We start from the raw sequence: 15771 nt of genomic DNA on the forward strand, positions 1-15771 counted from the left end.
CTGTCACTGTCGGATCAAGACAGGCGCAGTTGCCGATCGAGACACCAGAACAAGAACGAACGCCATGCATTCCCTCGGCTACACCTCCGTCCCCGCACTGCTGAAGTACCTGCGCCACGCCGAATCCCTCGGCATGGACCTGGACGCCGCGCTGCAGGCAGCGGACCTCGAACGCGCGCAACTGAGCGACAACAGCCAGCGCCTGCCCAGCGAGGCCCACGAGCGCCTGCTGCAATACCTCTGCGCGCACTCCGGCGACCCGCTGTTCGGGCTGCACTCGGCGCGTTTCGTACAGCCCGGCTCCTGGAGCGTGCTCGGCTACATCACCATGAACTGCGCCAACCTCGGTGAAGCCATGGGCCGGATCATTCCCTACGAAAAGCTGGTGGGCGATATGGGCACCAGCCAGCTCGAACCGGCCGACGACCACGTGAAGCTGATCTGGAACTGCCGCCACGACGCGGCGTTGATCCGCCGGCACATGGTGGAGAACGTCCTGGCCTCCTGGCTGCTGTACGCCCGCTGGATCGCCGACACCCAGGGTTCACCGAAGGAAGTCTGGTTCCAGCACGCGCAACCCGAAGGCACCGAACTGGCCGAGTACGAGCAGTTGTTCGGCTGCCCGGTGCGCTTCGAGCAATCCTTCAGTGCCCTGCTGGTACCGCTGCCGCTGCTCGCCTACCCGCTGCGCCAGGCCGACGCCAACCTGCTGCGCACCCTGGAAGAACACGCCCTGGCACTGATGGCCGAACTCGACGACGACGAGCCGCTGCCACTGAGGGTGAAGAACGCCCTGCGCCTACTGCTCAAGGACGGCCTGCCACGCAAGGAGCGCGTCGCCGAACGCTTCGAGATGACCGTACGCACCCTGCAGCGCCACCTGCAGCAAGCCGGGACCAGCTACCAGCAGATCCTCGACGAACTGCGCCAGGAACTGGCCGAGCACTACCTGGTGCACAGCGACCTGCCGATCCAGGACATCGCCCAGTACCTGGGCTTCACCGAATCGCGCTCGTTCCACCGCAGCTTCAAGGGTTGGACCGGGCAGACACCCGGTGAATACCGCCAGCAGCAAAAGAAAACGCCGGCCTGAAACCGGCGTTTTTCATTGTTTTCGGTATATCCACACTTCCGCCTGACGCTTGGATATTGACGCTTCTCGCCACCCGTCGGATTCACCCCTGCACTTCGTCAAGTATCCGTCGAATCGACGAGCGCTTTGATGGCATTGAGCTAGCGTCCAACGACAGTACAAATCCGTTTCACGTGTAAAGCCAGAGCAACGTAAAGGTAGGTCGCCAGGTTATTGGGCTCCTGTCTCTTATATCGGTTGCGTCGAGAGCTCCTGCACCTGAGAGGGTTTGGTACCGAGCGGAGAATCAAGAAACCAATGACCTGATGGATGCATGGATGGGAGGTTTCGATGAGCGTTGCCACCGTAAAGTGCGCAGTTTTTCGGGACGACGAAGAATCGACCAGCACTGACATCGGCTATCGCCATGCTTGCCGCACCCCTTGGCGGCTCGAAAGACTCCCCACCTCCGAATCTGCAGGATCCCAACTCAGGGATTGATTGGCCGCGAGCTTGAAACAGAGGTTGTCCGAGGCATTTCAGCTTTGAACTGAGGGAAGGATCATGAGCGAGTCTTATCAGTGGGATTTCGGTTCAGCGGCATCAGGACTGCAATTCAAGGTCGTTTACGATGGCGCCAGCTTCACGGTGACCTGCATATCCGGATATATGGATCTCAATGCGCTCTGGTTCGCGAATGACGACAAGAGCGATGGGACAGTCACCCTGAGCAAGTTCGACAACAGCCTCAACATGAATGGCACTGGCATTACCTGGGATGACTTCTACAGGGTTTCCAGCACGGGACTCGGATCGGCGGGGGTGGACAAGACCAGCTACCTCAGCGGGGGGGAGTCGATGTCGTTCTCGTTGGCAACTCTCGACCTGACGTCAGCGATTCTTTCCTTGCTGGACGATCCGACGAAGCTGACTGTCGGCATCCGAGCCACCAGTACCAGCTCACTCAGCGGCGACGGCAAGTACGTCGACACCAGCGGCACGTTGATCACCAGCGTCAACCACGCGCCGACACTGAACACCGTCAGCAACGCCGACGTGAACGACACGGCGGGCGACGACAACTTCCCTAATGTGACCGGCACCCTGAAGGGCAATGACTCTGACGGCGATACGGTGAGCTTCGATCTGGCGGGCTCATCCCCCACCGACGGAGTCGGCGATAGCGATGGCTTCGACGTGCAGAAGAGCACGGACTACGGCACCTTCTACCTGAATACCACGAGCGGCAAATACAAGTTCGTCGTCAACGACACGGCGGTGGAGGGGCTGAAGACAACCCAGGAGCTGGACTTTGTAGTCAATGCCACCGATGGCGCGGCCGACAGCGCCACCCAGACCATCACCATCAGCCTGAACGGCGTCAATGACACGCCGGAGCTCAGCGCTTCGCTAACCTCCAAGACCTATGTCGACACCTCGACAGACGACGCCCCCTTCGTCAGCGTGACCGGTCAACTGACAACGGTGGATCGCGATGCCGGCGAGACGGCTACCTACGCGATCAACGGAGCGACACCCGGTTCGTTCGATGTCAACGGGCACACCTACCAGCAAAAGCTGGTCGGCAGCTTCGGCACGCTCTATCTGGATACCAGCGGCGCCTATGAATACGTCCCCGACGACGGCGCCATCGAGGGGATCAAGGAAAACACCAGCGAAGCCTTTACGCTCAAGGTGACCGACGGCTCGAATGCGACCGATACCAAGACCCTGACCATCAGCCTGACCGGCACCAACGACAAGCCCGAGCTCAGCGCCAACCTGACCGCCACCACCTATGACGATACGTCGGGCGACGACAGCTTCACTAGCGTGACCGGTCAACTGACGACGGCCGATCGCGATATCGGCGATACGAAGGACTATTCGATCGACAGCGCCGCAGTGAGCACCGATCCGGTCGTTGTCAACGGACACACCTATCAGCAAAACCTGGTCGGCAAGTTCGGCACGCTGTACCTGGATATCAGTGGCAAGTATGAGTACGTCCCCAACGACGCCGCCATCGAAGGACTCAAGACCACTTCCAGCGAAAACTTCACGCTCAAGGTGACCGACGGCTCGGGGGCGACCGATGCCAAAACCCTGACCATCACCGTCAACGGCGTGAACGACAAGCCCGAGCTCAGCGCGTCGCTAACCGCCAAGACCTACGTCGATACATCGGGCGACGACAGCTTCACCAGCGTGACCGGTCAACTGACGACGACGGATCGCGATATCGGCGATACGAAGACCTATTCGATCGACAGCGCCGCTGTGGGCACCAATCCGGTCGTTGTCAACGGACACACCTATCAGCAAAACCTGGTCGGCAAGTTCGGTACGCTGTACCTGGATATCAGTGGCAAGTATGAGTACGTCCCCAACGACAGCGCCATCGAGGGGATCAAGGAGGACACCAGCGAAGCCTTTACGCTCAAGGTGACCGACGGCTCGAATGCGACCGATACCAAGACTCTGACCGTCAGCCTGACCGGCGCCAACGACAAACCCGAGCTCAGCGCCTCGCTAACCGCCAAGACCTACGTCGATACATCGGGCAACGACAGCTTCACTAGCGTGACCGGTCAGTTGACGACGGCCGATCGCGATGTTGGCGATACAAAGGCCTACACGATCGACAGCGCTGCGGTGGCCCCTGGGTCGTTCAATATCAACGGGCACACCTATCAACAAAAACTGGTCGGCGGCTTTGGCACGCTTTACCTGGATATCAATGGCCAGTATGAGTACGTCCCTAACGACGATGCCATCGAAGCATTGGAGGCAAACGCCAGCGAAGGCTTCACACTCCAGGTGACCGACGGCTCGGGTGCAACCGATACCAAGACCCTGACCATCAACCTGACCGGCGCTCAGGACGCGCCCGTGGTGGCGCCGGTGACGGCAGCCTATACCGACACGGCAGCCGACGACACCTTCGCCGACAAAACCGGCACCCTGGCCGTGACCAGCCGCGACGGAGACACCAGCTTCACCTTCGCTCTGGACGGCAGCAGCGCCTCAGCAGTAAACGGCTACGACCTCCAGAACACCAGCAGCGGCTACGGCACCCTGTACCTAAACAGCAGCACCGGTGCGTACAAGTTCATCGCCAACGACACAGCCATCGAGGAGCTGCATTGGGGTACCAATCCAAACCTGGTATACAACGTGACGGCCGCGGCTGACGGCGTAACCTCTGATAGCCAGACCATCACCATCGGCCTTACTGGTGGCAATGATGCGCCGCGTGACCTGGCAATGGCGGCGGTTTCCTTTGGCAACGGCAACGGTATTCCCGGAGTTGGCGATACCGTAGGCATCCTCAGCGTACCTGCAAATGCCGACCCGGACGCTGGTGGTAATTACTCTTATAGTCTTGTCAGTACCAAGGTCGGTGCCCTGGGCGCTGCGAGCCTCACCGAGGTGAATCCGGACACGTTGTTCACTGTCAGCACCGACACCACCAACAACACGGGCGTGCTTAGCCCTAAGGTCGTGCTCGCCAACAGCAGCATCTACGATGTGACAGTCCAGGTCAGCCAGGGCTCAGGGGCCACACTGGCTTCATACAGTGAAACCTTCAGCATCGTCACCGGTACAAATACCGGAACTGAAACACTACCCGGAGGGGGTTACGACTTCAGCTCCGGCGACGACGTCATCTATGGCCGAAACGGCACCGATATCATCCTGGCGGGCTCGGGCAATGACACCGTGTTCGGGCAGAACGGCAATGATGAGATCCATGGAGGCACAGGCGTCGACCTGCTATATGGTGGCAACGGTAATAACAACGAAAACGACTCCTTCGTGTTTGCCTCCGGCGACACCGGCATCACCCTGGCCACCGCGGATACCATTGGCGACTTCAACTCAGCAGAAGACACCATCGTTACGTCGTCGCCACCGAGCAAAGTCACCATCGCCGATGGTACGAATCTCGCCAACTTCGACGCTTTCCTCTTTGCCGCCAATACCGCGCTGGCAAACGGCGCTGCTACCAACAATGCCTATGTGGCCTGGAATGCGGCGAAATCCGGCGACGGCTGGCTGGTCATCGACCATAACGGCAGCGGCTCCGTCGATAACGGCGACAGCCTGATAGTGTTAGTCGGGGTGAATACACAGGGGGAATTCGCGGCGAACGATATCGCCTGACCCATTGCTGATCAGCCGACGGAAGCAAACGGGGCCGCAGTATGCGGCCCCGTTTTTTTCCGGCTGGAAACCGGCGCATCGGAACGCACTAACTTCGCGAGCAAGCTCGCTCCTACAGAGCAGCCTGCGGGTAGATCAATCGAGCAGTTCGGCGAACGGAATGAAGACCAACGCGTCGCCCTCGGCCAGCGTCGTCCCTTCACGCACCTCCGCCAATCCTTCGGCCCAGGCCGCGCTGCGCAGCACGCCGGAGCTCTGGTTGGCATAGGGCACCACGCGACCATTCTCCAGGCGCGCGCGCAGGTACTCGCGGCGGTTGCCCGGTTTGGTCCAGCTGAACCCGGCGGGTACCTGTAAACGCAACGGCTCGACCTTCTGCATGCCGAGGCGGCGCATCAGGTACGGGCGCGCCAGCAGCGCGAAAGTCACCAGGGTCGAGGCCGGATTGCCCGGCAGGCCGATCACCGGCACCTGCTGGTAATGGCCAACGGTCAGCGGTTTGCCCGGCTTGATCGCCAGCTTCCACAGCGCCAGCTCCCCCGCCTCGCGCAGGGCCGCGCCGAGGAAGTCCGCCTCGCCGACGGAAACACCGCCGGTGGAAAGAATCAGGTCCACGTTGGACAAACCGGTCAGCGTGTTGCGGGTCAGTTCGAGATCATCCGGCAGGATGCCCGCATCCACCACCTCGCAGCCAAAGCGTTGCAGCCAGGTACGCAGCAGGTGGCGATTGCTGTTGTAGATCTGCCCGGGCGCCAGCGGCGCACCCGGCTCGACCAGCTCATCACCGGTGGACAGCAGCGCCACACGCGGACGGCGACGCACCTTCAGCTCGGCGTGGCCAAGCGAGGCCGCCAGGCCGATTTCGATCGGCCCCAGGCGCGTGCCGGCGGGCACCACGCAGTCGCCCTTGCGGGTTTCCTGGCCTTGCGGGCGCACGTGCTGCCCCACCTTGAGCGCCTCGAGGAAGCGCACACGGCCGTCGTCCAGCACTTCGACGTTTTCCTGCATTTCGACGCAGTCGGCACCCTCCGGTACCGGCGCGCCGGTGAAGATGCGCGCACAGGTGCCCGGCTGCAGCGGCTCGCCCGCCTGGCCGGCGAAGATCCTCTGGCTCACCGGCAGCGCCTCGCCCTGCCAGTCGGCCAGGCGCAACGCGTAACCGTCCATGGCGCTGTTGGGCCACGGCGGCAGGTCCAGCCCGGCCAGCAGCGGCTCGGCCAGCACACGGCCATCCGCCTCGGCCAAGGGCAAGGTTTCGCTCTCGGTGATCGGGGACTGCTCGGCCAGGGTCAACAGACGCGCCAGGGCGTCCTCGACCGGCAGCAGACCGGGCTTGTCGCAGCAGCTCATCCGCGGCTCTCGCAGGGCGCCGCCTTCTTCAGGTGCGGCACGAAGTTGCACGGGCGATGGCTGGCGTTGAGCTGCTCGCCGAGGATGCCGTCCCAGGCGGTGCGGCAGGCGTTGGTGGAGCCCGGTAGGCAGCAGACCAGGGTGCCGTTGGCGAGGCCCGCCAGCGCACGGGACTGCACGGTGGAGGTGCCGATGTCGGCCACGGAAATCTGCCGGAACAGTTCACCGAAACCGTCCACCACCTTATCCAGCAGGCAGGTCACGGCTTCGGGGGTGCTGTCGCGGCCGGTGAAGCCGGTGCCACCGGTGATCAGTACGACCTGCACTTCATCCTCGGCAATCCAGGTCGCCACCTGGGCGCGGATGCGGTAGAGGTCGTCCTTGAGCAGGACGCGGGCCGCGAGGTTGTGCCCGGCGGCCTTCAGGCGGTCGACGAACAGTTGCCCGGAGGTATCGGTTTCCAGGGTGCGGGTGTCGCTGACGGTGAGGACGGCGATGTTCAGCGGGACGAATGGCTGCTCGGCCTTGTGGCTCATGATGAGGGCCCTTGCTTGTGAGGTTGGAATGCGCGGTGTTATATCACAGGCCCGCCCTGGAGACCCTGACATGCCACACGCCTCGCTGCCGCCCTGTTCCGTGCTGATCCTCGCCGGAGGCCGTGGGCAACGCATGGGTGGGCAGGACAAGGGCCTGCTGCCCTGGCAGGGCCGGCCGCTGGTGAGCTACGCCGCCGCCCTCGCCCGCCCGCTGAGCGACGACCTGATCATCTCCTGCAACCGCAATCCGGATGAGTACGCGCCCTACGCGGACCGTCTGGTGCATGACGACAGCCCCGACTTCCCCGGCCCCCTGGCCGGCATCCGCGCCGGTCTCGCCGTGGCGCGGCACTCGCACCTGCTGGTGCTGCCCTGCGACGCCCCGCTGCTCGATCACGAATTGCTGGTGCAGTTGTTACAGGCCTGCGCCGCATCGCCGAGCAAGGTTCAGATGCTGCGCAGCGGCGAGCAGTGGGAGCCGCTGTTCTGTGTGATTCCCGTCGCCCTGCGGCAGCAGATAGACGAGGCCTGGCAGCGCGGCGACCGCAGCCCGCGCCATGTCTTCTCGCACCTGGGCCTACAGGCCGTGCCCTGCCCCACCGATGACCCACGCCTGGCCAATCTCAATACACCTGAACTGCTCTACAACGCCCGATAGCAACAATATCGAAAAGATTCCGGGAACTTTGGCGGAAAAATCTCTGTCCGAATCGTCGTACATTTTTGTTCGCTCATCAGGAGATTCACCCATGACCAACCGGATGCTTCCCGCCTTCCTGCTCGCTCTGGGCATTGGCGTGCTTGCAGGTTGTTCCACACCGTCCGTCATCACGCTGAACGACGGCCGCGAGATTCAATCGGTCGACAAGCCCAAGTTCGACGATGAGTCCGGCTTCTATGAGTTCGAACAGCTGGATGGCAAAGCCATTCGTGTGAACAAGGATCAAGTGCGGACCGTCAAAGAGCTCTAAGCTTCCTGCACACGAAAACGCCCTGCAGGCCCTGGCCGGTCTGCGGGGCGTTCGTTTTTTTGTGGGGGGCGAAAAAATATTCTGAAATTTTTTTCGCTAACCCCTTGTGCATCAAAAGTTTTTCGGTAGAATGCGCGCCATCAAACGGAGCGTAGCGCAGCTTGGTAGCGCGTCTCGTTCGGGACGAGAAGGTCGCTGGTTCGAATCCAGTCGCTCCGACCAAATCCCGAAAAACCCGCCTAACGGCGGGTTTTTTATTGCCTGCGATTTTTCCTCCCGGGAAGAATTCACAGACGCAAAAAAGCCCGTCCAATGGACGGGCTTTTTCATGGGCGGATCAGAGCTGCCCGGACTTGCGCATCGACACCTGCGACAATGCGCTCCAGTCCCGCTCGCCGTCACCATGGGCGATGGCCTCCAGCAGGTTGTCGCGCAGTACGCTGGCGAACGGCAGCGGCACCCGCTGCGCCTGTCCGGCGGACAGCGCCAGTCCTACATCCTTCAGCCCCAACACCAGGCGGAACCCCGCCGGATCGAAACGCTGCTCGGCGATCTGCGCGCCGTAATTGCGGTACACCGGCGCGTTGAACAGCGTGTTGCCCATGATCTCCAGCAGATCGGCCGGCTCGACACCGAAGCTCTTCACCAGGGCGGCGCTCTCCCCCATCGCCTCGATGGCGCTGGCGATCATGAAATTGCCGGCGATCTTCACTACAGAGGCGCGCAGAGGGTCATCGCCCAGCGGCCAGGTTTTCTGCCCGAGCACATCCAACACCGGCTGCGCTTTCGCGATGGCGGCCGCGGGGCCGGCCACCAGGATGTTGAGCTTGCCGGCGGCGGCCACATCGGTGCGACCAAAGACCGGCGCGGCGATGAATTCCAGGCCCTGCCGACGATGCAACTCAATCAGCTCGCCAACGAAGGCGGTAGACAAGGTCGCCATGCTCAGGTGAATCAACCCGGCCTTCGCCGACGCCAGCGCCCCGCTGTCGATCAGCACGGTGCGGGTGGAGGCGTCGTCGGCCAGCATAGAGATCACCAGCTCGGCATCGAACGCCTCCGCGGGTTCGCGAGCGGCCTGCGCGCCGAGCGCCAGCAGAGGCTCCAATGGCCCCGGCGAACGGTTCCAGGCAACGACCTGGTGGCCTGCATTGATCAGGTTGGTGGCCATGGCAGCGCCCATGCCACCGAGCCCGAGAAATCCGATTTTCATGAGAAGCGCCTCACTGCGGTTGGAGCGGGAGATGGCCGCCGAAGCATTCAGCGGCTGAGGAAGCTGGCGACCTGCTCGGCATCGAAGGGCCAGTTGAGCTCGGCGCCGTTGTCACAACGGCGCAGCACGGGGATGGTCAGACCATAGCGCTCGACCCATTCTTCGCGGTCGGCGATGTCCACCAGTTCGACCAGCAGGCCGTGCTCGACGAAGGGCATCAGCACCGCTTCCGCCACTTCGCACAGATGACAACCCAGGGTGCCGAAGAGCTGGCATTCAGGGGGCATGTTCGACTCCATGTATTCAGACTCCGGCGTGCCGCAACAGCACATCCGCCGCCGCGCGAGCTTCCAGGGCCTGGTTCGCCGGCCCCTGCATGTGCGCCATGACCAGTACGCCTTCCAGCAGGTATTGCAGTTGCCGCGCCAGCGTCTCCGGCTGCGCGACGCCCAGGCGCTCCAGCAAGGTTATGTAGTAGCGCTCGATGAAAGCCTTGTGTTCGGCGGCCTGGCGGTGGATCGGGTGATCGCGGTCGTGGAACTCGCCAGCGGCGTGGATGAAGGCGCAACCGCAGAAGTCCTCCGCGCCGAGCATGTCCTGCAAGGCATCGAAGGTCACCAGGATCGCCGCGCGGGGCTCCATGTGCCGTTCGGCGACATTCATGCGCTCGACCATCCGGGCATGACGCCCTTCCAGCGCCGCCATGATCAGCTCGTCCTTCGACTTGAAGTGCTTGTACAGAGTCATCTTCGCCACGCCGGACTCCGCGAGAATGCGGTCGATACCGGTGGCGTGATAACCCTCACGGTAGAAAAGGTCCTGGGCGGTGCTGAGCAGCAGTTCGCGTTTGCTGGATGCCATGGAATTACCTCCTGACCCGACATTATGCGCGAGCCTTGGGCCTGTGGCGCGACCGACGAGCAATCTTTCCGCTTGAACTATACAGACCTGTCTGTCTATTATCCATTCCCCAGTCCCACAACAATCAACGCAAAGGAATTCGCCATGAAACTGCACGACGTCCCGCTCTCCGGTAATTGCTACAAGGTGCGCCTGTTCCTCGGGCTGATCGGCCAATCGGCTGAACTGGCACCGGTGGACCTGTTCGGTGGCGCGCACAAGCGTCCAGCCTTCCTGGCGATCAATCCGCGCGGTCAGGTGCCGGCACTGGAAGACGGCGAGCTGCGCCTGGGCGACTCCCACGCCATCCTCACCTACCTTGCCCGGCAATACGCCGAGCCGCGCTGGAGCCCGCAGGACGCGGTGACTCAGGGCCGCATCGCCCACTGGATGAGTTTTTCCGCCAATGAAGTCCAGCACGGCCTGGCCACGGCGCGGGTGATCCTGCTGTTCAAGCGCCCCGGCGACCTGTCAGCGGCCCAGGCCAAGGGCCGCCAAGCCCTGGAGTTGCTCGATGTCACCCTCGTCGAGCACCGCTGGCTGGCGCAGACCGACGAACCGACCATCGCCGACATTGCCGTCTATCCCTACGTGACGCTTGCGGAAGACGGTGGTCTGGAGCTTTCCAGCTATCCCTATGTGCAGGACTGGCTCGCCCGCATTCGCGCGCTGCCCGGCTATGTACCGCAACCCCGGCTGTAAGATTCTGGAGGCGAGTGATGGATACCACCTTCCACCCCGGTGAACTGGCGATTCAGGAACGGGCCGGCGTGCGCGAGCAGGTCGCTGACTTCGGCGGCCGGGCGATCCGCAGCTTCATGCCGGACCAGCACCGCGCCTTCTTCGCCCAGCTGCCATGGCTGCTGGTCGGCAGCGTCGATCCCGACGGGCATCCCCAGGCCTCCGTGCTCTGGGGCTCCCCCGGATTCGCCCATTCACCGGAGCCGGAGCGCCTGCGCATCGACGCGCTGGCCGAAGCGGACGACCCGTTGTACGCCAACCTGTACGACGGCGCACTGCTGGGCCTGCTCGGGCTCGAACTGCCGACCCGGCGGCGCAATCGCCTCAACGGCCGTGTGGAAGCCTTGGATAGCGAAGGCTTCAGCGTCCGTACGCTGCAATCCTTCGGCAATTGCCCGAAGTACATCCAGTCGCGCCTCTGGCAGGCCCAGCCCCGCACGCCCGGGCCCAGCCTGAGCGGGGTCGGCCTCGACCCGCGCTGGGTGGAGCTGGCGACCCACAGCGACACCCTGTTCATCACCAGCCTGCATGCCGGCGAGAACGGTGGCGTCGACATCTCCCATCGCGGCGGCCCGCCGGGCTTCCTGCGGCTTGGCGAGGACGGCCTGCTGTGGCTGCCGGACTACGCCGGTAACAACCTGTTCAACACCCTCGGCAACCTGGCGCTGGAGCCGCGCTGCGCCCTGCTGCTGATCGACTTCGATAGCGGCGACCTGCTGCACCTGCAGGCGACCGCGCGCATCCACTGGCCGCAGGACGGCGCGCCTGCCTGGGCACCCGGCGCGCAACGCATGCTCAGCCTGCGCCCCGGGGCCTGGCGGTTGCGGCGCGCACGCCTGCCCCTGGGTTTCTCCGAGTTGCAGTACTCGCCCTTCCTGCCGACCACCGACTAAAAAGGACTTCATCCATGCGCCTGTTCTCCCTGCTGCTGGCTGGGGCGCTCGCCCTCGCCTGCCTGAATGCCACTGCCGCGGACCTGCGCTTCGCGCTGGTCCGCACCTCCGGCATCACCACCCTGGAGGCCTTCACCGTTGCTGGCGGCGACTGGACCCGCCAGGTGCCGACCAACCACACCGCCGTGCTGATCCAGCACCACGCCGCCACCCTGCTGTTCGACACCGGCCTGGGTAGCCAGGCGGACGCACAGTTCAAGCAGGACATGCCCTGGTGGGGCAAACCGTTGTTCCACTATGAAGGGCTGAAACCGGTGCGCGATCAGTTACAGGGCAGCGGCATCCGCATCGACCGCATCCTGTTGTCCCACGCACATTGGGACCATGCCTCCGGGCTGTCGGACTTCCCCGAGGTGCCGGTCTGGGCGCCCTACGAAGAAATCAACTACGCCCATATCGCGCAGCCACCGGCCGTGTTCCCCAGCCAGTTCCGCCACCCGGTGAAATGGGTGCCCTACGCGTTCGAGCCAACACCCTTCATGGGTTTTGACGAGAGCCTGGACCTGTTCGGCGACGGCAGCCTGGTGCTGGTGCCCATGCACGGCCACACGCCCGGCTCGGTCGGTCTGTTCCTAACCCTGGACGATGGTCGACGCTTCTTCTTCAGCGGGGATACCACCTGGCAGCTGTCCGGCTTCACCGGCCCCCACGAGAAGTTCTGGGTCAGCCGCAAACTGGTGGACAACGACCGCGAGCGCACCCTCGCCGAAGTGGCGCGCGTGCACCTGCTGATGCGCTCGCATCCGGAGCTGACCGTCGTCCCCGCTCACGACGCCCGGGTGCAGGACCGCCTCGGCTACTACCCCAACTGGATACAGGCAAACCCGCACCAGTCGCCGTCCGGCGCTTCAATAGCCAGCTCACTAATCAACGACTAAGGTCTAAGAGTCGTCAACATTCCGTAATGATTTAGTAGGTAGGCTGTAACAGTTCGACATGCCGCCCCCATCCGGCATCACCGACCTGCCCAAAGCGCTCGAGGAGACAATAACAATGAGCATGACCCCGATCGCCCGTGCCGTGGCCCTGGCCACGCTGGGTACCAGCGTTACCGTTCCGACCATTGCCCATGCTGACTTCATCAAGGACAGCAAAGCCAGCGTTGAACTGCGCAACTTCTACTTCAACCGCGACTTCCGTCAGTCCAGCCCGCCACCGGCACAGAACAAGGCCGAAGAATGGGCGCAAGGCTTCATCCTCAAGTACGAATCCGGCTTCACCGACGGCACCATCGGCGTCGGTGTCGACGCCCTGGGCACCCTCGGCCTGAAACTCGACTCGTCGCCTGACCGCAGCGGCACCGGCCTGCTGCAGCGTTCAAGCAGCGACCACCGCGCCGAGGACAGCTACGGCGACCTCGGCGTCACCGCCAAGCTGCGCGCCTCCAAGAGCACCCTGAAGGCCGGCACCCTGCTGCCGAAGATGCCGGTGGTGCAGTACAACGACACCCGCCTGCTGCCGCAGACCTTCAGCGGCGCGGCGCTCAACTCGATGGAAATCGACGGTCTGACCGTCGACGCCGGCCGCCTGTACCAGGTGAACCAGCGCGATTCCTCCGACTACGAGGACATGACCATCACCAGTGGCGCCAAGCGCAACATCAAGCTCGGCGATACCACCAAGACCAACGAATTCCTGTTCGGCGGCCTGACCTACAAGTGGACCGACAGCCTCAGCACCAGCTACCACTACGGCGGCCTCGACAACATCTACAAGCAGCACTACCTGGGGCTGCTGCATGTCCTGCCGATCGCCGACAAGCAGTCGCTGAAGTCCGACATCCGCTGGGCCAAGTCCGATGACGACGGCGGCAGCAACGTCGACAACAAGGCACTCAACGCCATGTTCACCTACGCCCTGGGCTATCACGCCTTCGGCCTGGGCTACCAAAAGATGAGCGGCGACACCGGCTTCGCCTACATCAACGGCACCGATCCCTACTTGGTGAACTACATCCAGATCGGCGACTTCGCCATGAAGGACGAGAAATCCTGGCAGGCGCGCTACGACTACAACTTCGCCGGCCTCGGCATCCCTGGCCTGACCTTCATGACCCGCTATGTGAACGGCGACAACATCGACCTGCTCACCAGCGACAAGGAAGGCAAGGAATGGGAGCGCGACACCGACATCGCCTACGTCTTCCAGGACGGCCCGCTGAAGAACCTCGGCCTGAAGTGGCGTAACGCGACCATGCGCACCAACTACACCAACGACTACGACGAAAACCGTCTGATCGTCAGCTACACCATGCCGCTCTGGTAACCCGGCAGCGGAACGAAAAAGCCCGGCACATGCCGGGCTTTTTCCTTGCAGCCTCACTTAGTCCTGGTTGATCGCACCGATCTTGTGGATCGACAGGTCGGCGCCGTAGTACTCCTGCTCCTGGGTCAGACGGATACCCACCACCGTCTTGATCAGGCCGTAGACCAGCAGGCCACCGGCGAACGCCAGCGTCACCCCGACCAGCGTCCCGACCGCCTGGCTGGCCAGGCTCACACCACCGATGCCACCCAGCGCGGACTGGCCGAAGATGCCGCACGCAACGCCACCCCAGGCGCCGCACAGGCCGTGCAACGGCCAGACACCGAGCACATCGTCGATCTTCCAACGCACCTGGGTTGCGGTGAACGCCCAGACGAACAAGGCGCCCGCCACCATACCGGTGGCCAGCGCACCGATCGGGTGCATCAGGTCGGAGCCAGCGCAGACCGCCACCAGCCCGGCCAGCGGACCGTTATGCAGGAAGCCCGGGTCGTTGCGGCCCACCAGCAGCGCGGCCACGGTGCCGCCGACCATCGCCAGCAGCGAATTGACCGCCACCAGCCCGCTGGCACCGACCAGGGTCTGGGCGCTCATCACGTTGAAGCCGAACCAGCCGACGATCAGCACCCAGGACCCGGCCGCCAGGAACGGGATATTCGAAGGTGCAAAGGCCACCAGGCGCCCCTCGCGGTAACGGCCATTGCGCCGTCCCAGCAGCAGCACCGCCGCCAGCGCCAGCCAACCGCCGAACGCGTGCACCACGACGGAGCCGGCGAAATCGTGGAAGGTCGCGCCGAACTCGGCCTTCAACCAGTCCTGGAAACCGAAGTTGGCGTTCCACACCAACCCCTCAAAGAAGGGATAGAGGAAGGCCACGATCAGCGCCGTGGCGCACAACTGCGGACCGAATCGGGCACGCTCGGCGATGCCGCCGGAGATGATCGCGGGAATCGCCGCGGCGAAGGTCAGCAGGAAGAAGAACTTCACCAGGGCATAACCATTCTCCGTCGCCAGACTCGCGGCGGGCTGCAGGAAGTTCACGCCGTAGGCGATCCAGTAGCCGACGAAGAAATAGGCCAGGGTCGAGATGGCGAAGTCCGAGAGAATCTTCGACAGCGCGTTGACCTGGTTCTTCAGGCGCACCGTCCCGACTTCGAGGAACGCGAAACCGGCATGCATGGCCAGGACCATGACCGCGCCCATCAGGATGAACAGCGTATTGGAGCCGTGGACAAGGGTTTCCACGGCGCTATTGAGGTTTTCCATCGCTACAGGCAGCCCCGAAGGTCAAGAAGAAAGCACCAAAACGGCCCGCGACCACCTCTATTCGCACCACCCTGAAGCAGCAGCGCACCAAGCGAGGGCCGACTGCTGCCCCGGATTCGCTCACAGGCGATCGGACCAGCACGGCTGTTTTCTATACTTTCTTTGGTTTTTCAGTGTGTTGAGCGGGCTTTCCCGGCCTTTCATCGCTCCGGAATCGCCCCGCGACGGGGCATTCCGCTCTCCTTGCGCACCAGAGAAATGCAAGCGGCATACCACCCGCCCGGAAAATCAGCGGCTAGGCTTTACCACGCGCCTTTGGCATCGCCGGCGCCCAACT

14 protein-coding genes and 1 tRNA gene are annotated in these 15771 nt (G+C 63.2%); 9 read left to right on the top strand and 6 right to left on the bottom strand.

Annotation, left to right across the window (positions count from 1 at the left end):
• The first annotated feature begins 64 nt into the window (after positions 1-64).
• Positions 65-1093 carry an AraC family transcriptional regulator gene (locus SD196_RS18905; protein WP_416310549.1) on the top strand — a complete coding sequence of 343 codons (1029 nt, stop codon included), beginning with the start codon at positions 65-67 and terminating at the stop codon, positions 1091-1093.
• 543 nt (positions 1094-1636) lie between these two features.
• The gene (locus tag SD196_RS18910) at positions 1637-5239 is read left to right on the top strand and encodes a beta strand repeat-containing protein (protein WP_416310550.1); all 3603 of its coding nucleotides are present in this window, start codon (positions 1637-1639) and stop codon (positions 5237-5239) included.
• Positions 5240-5374: 135 nt separating this feature from the next.
• Here SD196_RS18910 and glp read toward each other — a convergent pair whose 3' ends face one another.
• Entirely contained in the window at positions 5375-6589 is a 1215-nt protein-coding gene (glp, locus tag SD196_RS18915) for a gephyrin-like molybdotransferase Glp (RefSeq protein ID WP_416310551.1), read from the bottom strand.
• Positions 6586-7125: a molybdenum cofactor biosynthesis protein B gene (gene moaB / locus SD196_RS18920; RefSeq protein WP_152224593.1), complete on the bottom strand. Its 540-nt coding sequence runs from the start codon at positions 7123-7125 to the stop codon at positions 6586-6588. Before moaB ends, glp begins: the two co-directional genes overlap by 4 nt.
• Before the next feature lie 70 nt (positions 7126-7195).
• Here moaB and mobA point away from each other — a divergent pair, with 70 nt between their 5' ends.
• From mobA to SD196_RS18935, 3 genes are all read left to right on the top strand, one after another.
• Positions 7196-7783: a molybdenum cofactor guanylyltransferase MobA gene (mobA, locus tag SD196_RS18925; protein WP_275610979.1), complete on the top strand. Its 588-nt coding sequence runs from the start codon at positions 7196-7198 to the stop codon at positions 7781-7783.
• 91 nt (positions 7784-7874) lie between these two features.
• Positions 7875-8096, top strand: coding sequence for a YgdI/YgdR family lipoprotein (locus tag SD196_RS18930; RefSeq protein WP_275610978.1), 222 nt, complete (start codon positions 7875-7877; stop codon positions 8094-8096).
• A gap of 145 nt (positions 8097-8241) precedes the next feature.
• A tRNA-Pro gene (locus tag SD196_RS18935) sits at positions 8242-8318 on the top strand.
• Positions 8319-8433: 115 nt separating this feature from the next.
• Here SD196_RS18935 and SD196_RS18940 read toward each other — a convergent pair.
• Genes SD196_RS18940 through SD196_RS18950 form a run of 3 tightly spaced genes read right to left on the bottom strand, consistent with a single transcriptional unit; the run spans position 8434 to position 10170 of the window.
• A complete protein-coding gene (locus tag SD196_RS18940; protein ID WP_331319902.1) occupies positions 8434-9309 on the bottom strand; it encodes an NAD(P)-dependent oxidoreductase in 876 nt (291 codons plus the stop codon).
• 47 nt (positions 9310-9356) lie between these two features.
• Positions 9357-9596: a glutaredoxin family protein gene (locus tag SD196_RS18945; protein ID WP_275610976.1), complete on the bottom strand. Its 240-nt coding sequence runs from the start codon at positions 9594-9596 to the stop codon at positions 9357-9359.
• Positions 9597-9612: 16 nt separating this feature from the next.
• Positions 9613-10170 (bottom strand): TetR/AcrR family transcriptional regulator, encoded by a 558-nt coding sequence (locus SD196_RS18950; protein WP_331319903.1) that lies wholly within the window; start codon positions 10168-10170, stop codon positions 9613-9615.
• 144 nt (positions 10171-10314) lie between these two features.
• On the opposite strand from SD196_RS18950, the gene SD196_RS18955 reads away from it, so the two are divergent.
• From SD196_RS18955 to SD196_RS18970, 4 genes are all read left to right on the top strand, one after another.
• The gene (locus SD196_RS18955) at positions 10315-10911 is read left to right on the top strand and encodes a glutathione S-transferase family protein (RefSeq protein ID WP_275610974.1); all 597 of its coding nucleotides are present in this window, start codon (positions 10315-10317) and stop codon (positions 10909-10911) included.
• A gap of 17 nt (positions 10912-10928) precedes the next feature.
• Positions 10929-11843: a pyridoxamine 5'-phosphate oxidase family protein gene (locus tag SD196_RS18960; RefSeq protein WP_416310552.1), complete on the top strand. Its 915-nt coding sequence runs from the start codon at positions 10929-10931 to the stop codon at positions 11841-11843.
• Between the two features lie 14 nt (positions 11844-11857).
• The gene (locus tag SD196_RS18965) at positions 11858-12781 is read left to right on the top strand and encodes an MBL fold metallo-hydrolase (RefSeq protein WP_416310553.1); all 924 of its coding nucleotides are present in this window, start codon (positions 11858-11860) and stop codon (positions 12779-12781) included.
• Between the two features lie 115 nt (positions 12782-12896).
• A complete protein-coding gene (locus SD196_RS18970; protein ID WP_275610971.1) occupies positions 12897-14168 on the top strand; it encodes an OprD family porin in 1272 nt (423 codons plus the stop codon).
• A gap of 57 nt (positions 14169-14225) precedes the next feature.
• On the opposite strand, the gene SD196_RS18975 is transcribed toward SD196_RS18970, so the two are convergent.
• Complete coding sequence (locus tag SD196_RS18975; protein ID WP_343572704.1) at positions 14226-15434, bottom strand: ammonium transporter; 1209 nt, start codon at positions 15432-15434, stop codon at positions 14226-14228.
• Positions 15435-15771: the final 337 nt, after the last annotated feature.

Source organism: Pseudomonas macauensis (genome assembly GCF_047902425.1).
In the GTDB taxonomy this organism is placed as follows: Bacteria; Pseudomonadota; Gammaproteobacteria; order Pseudomonadales; family Pseudomonadaceae; genus Pseudomonas.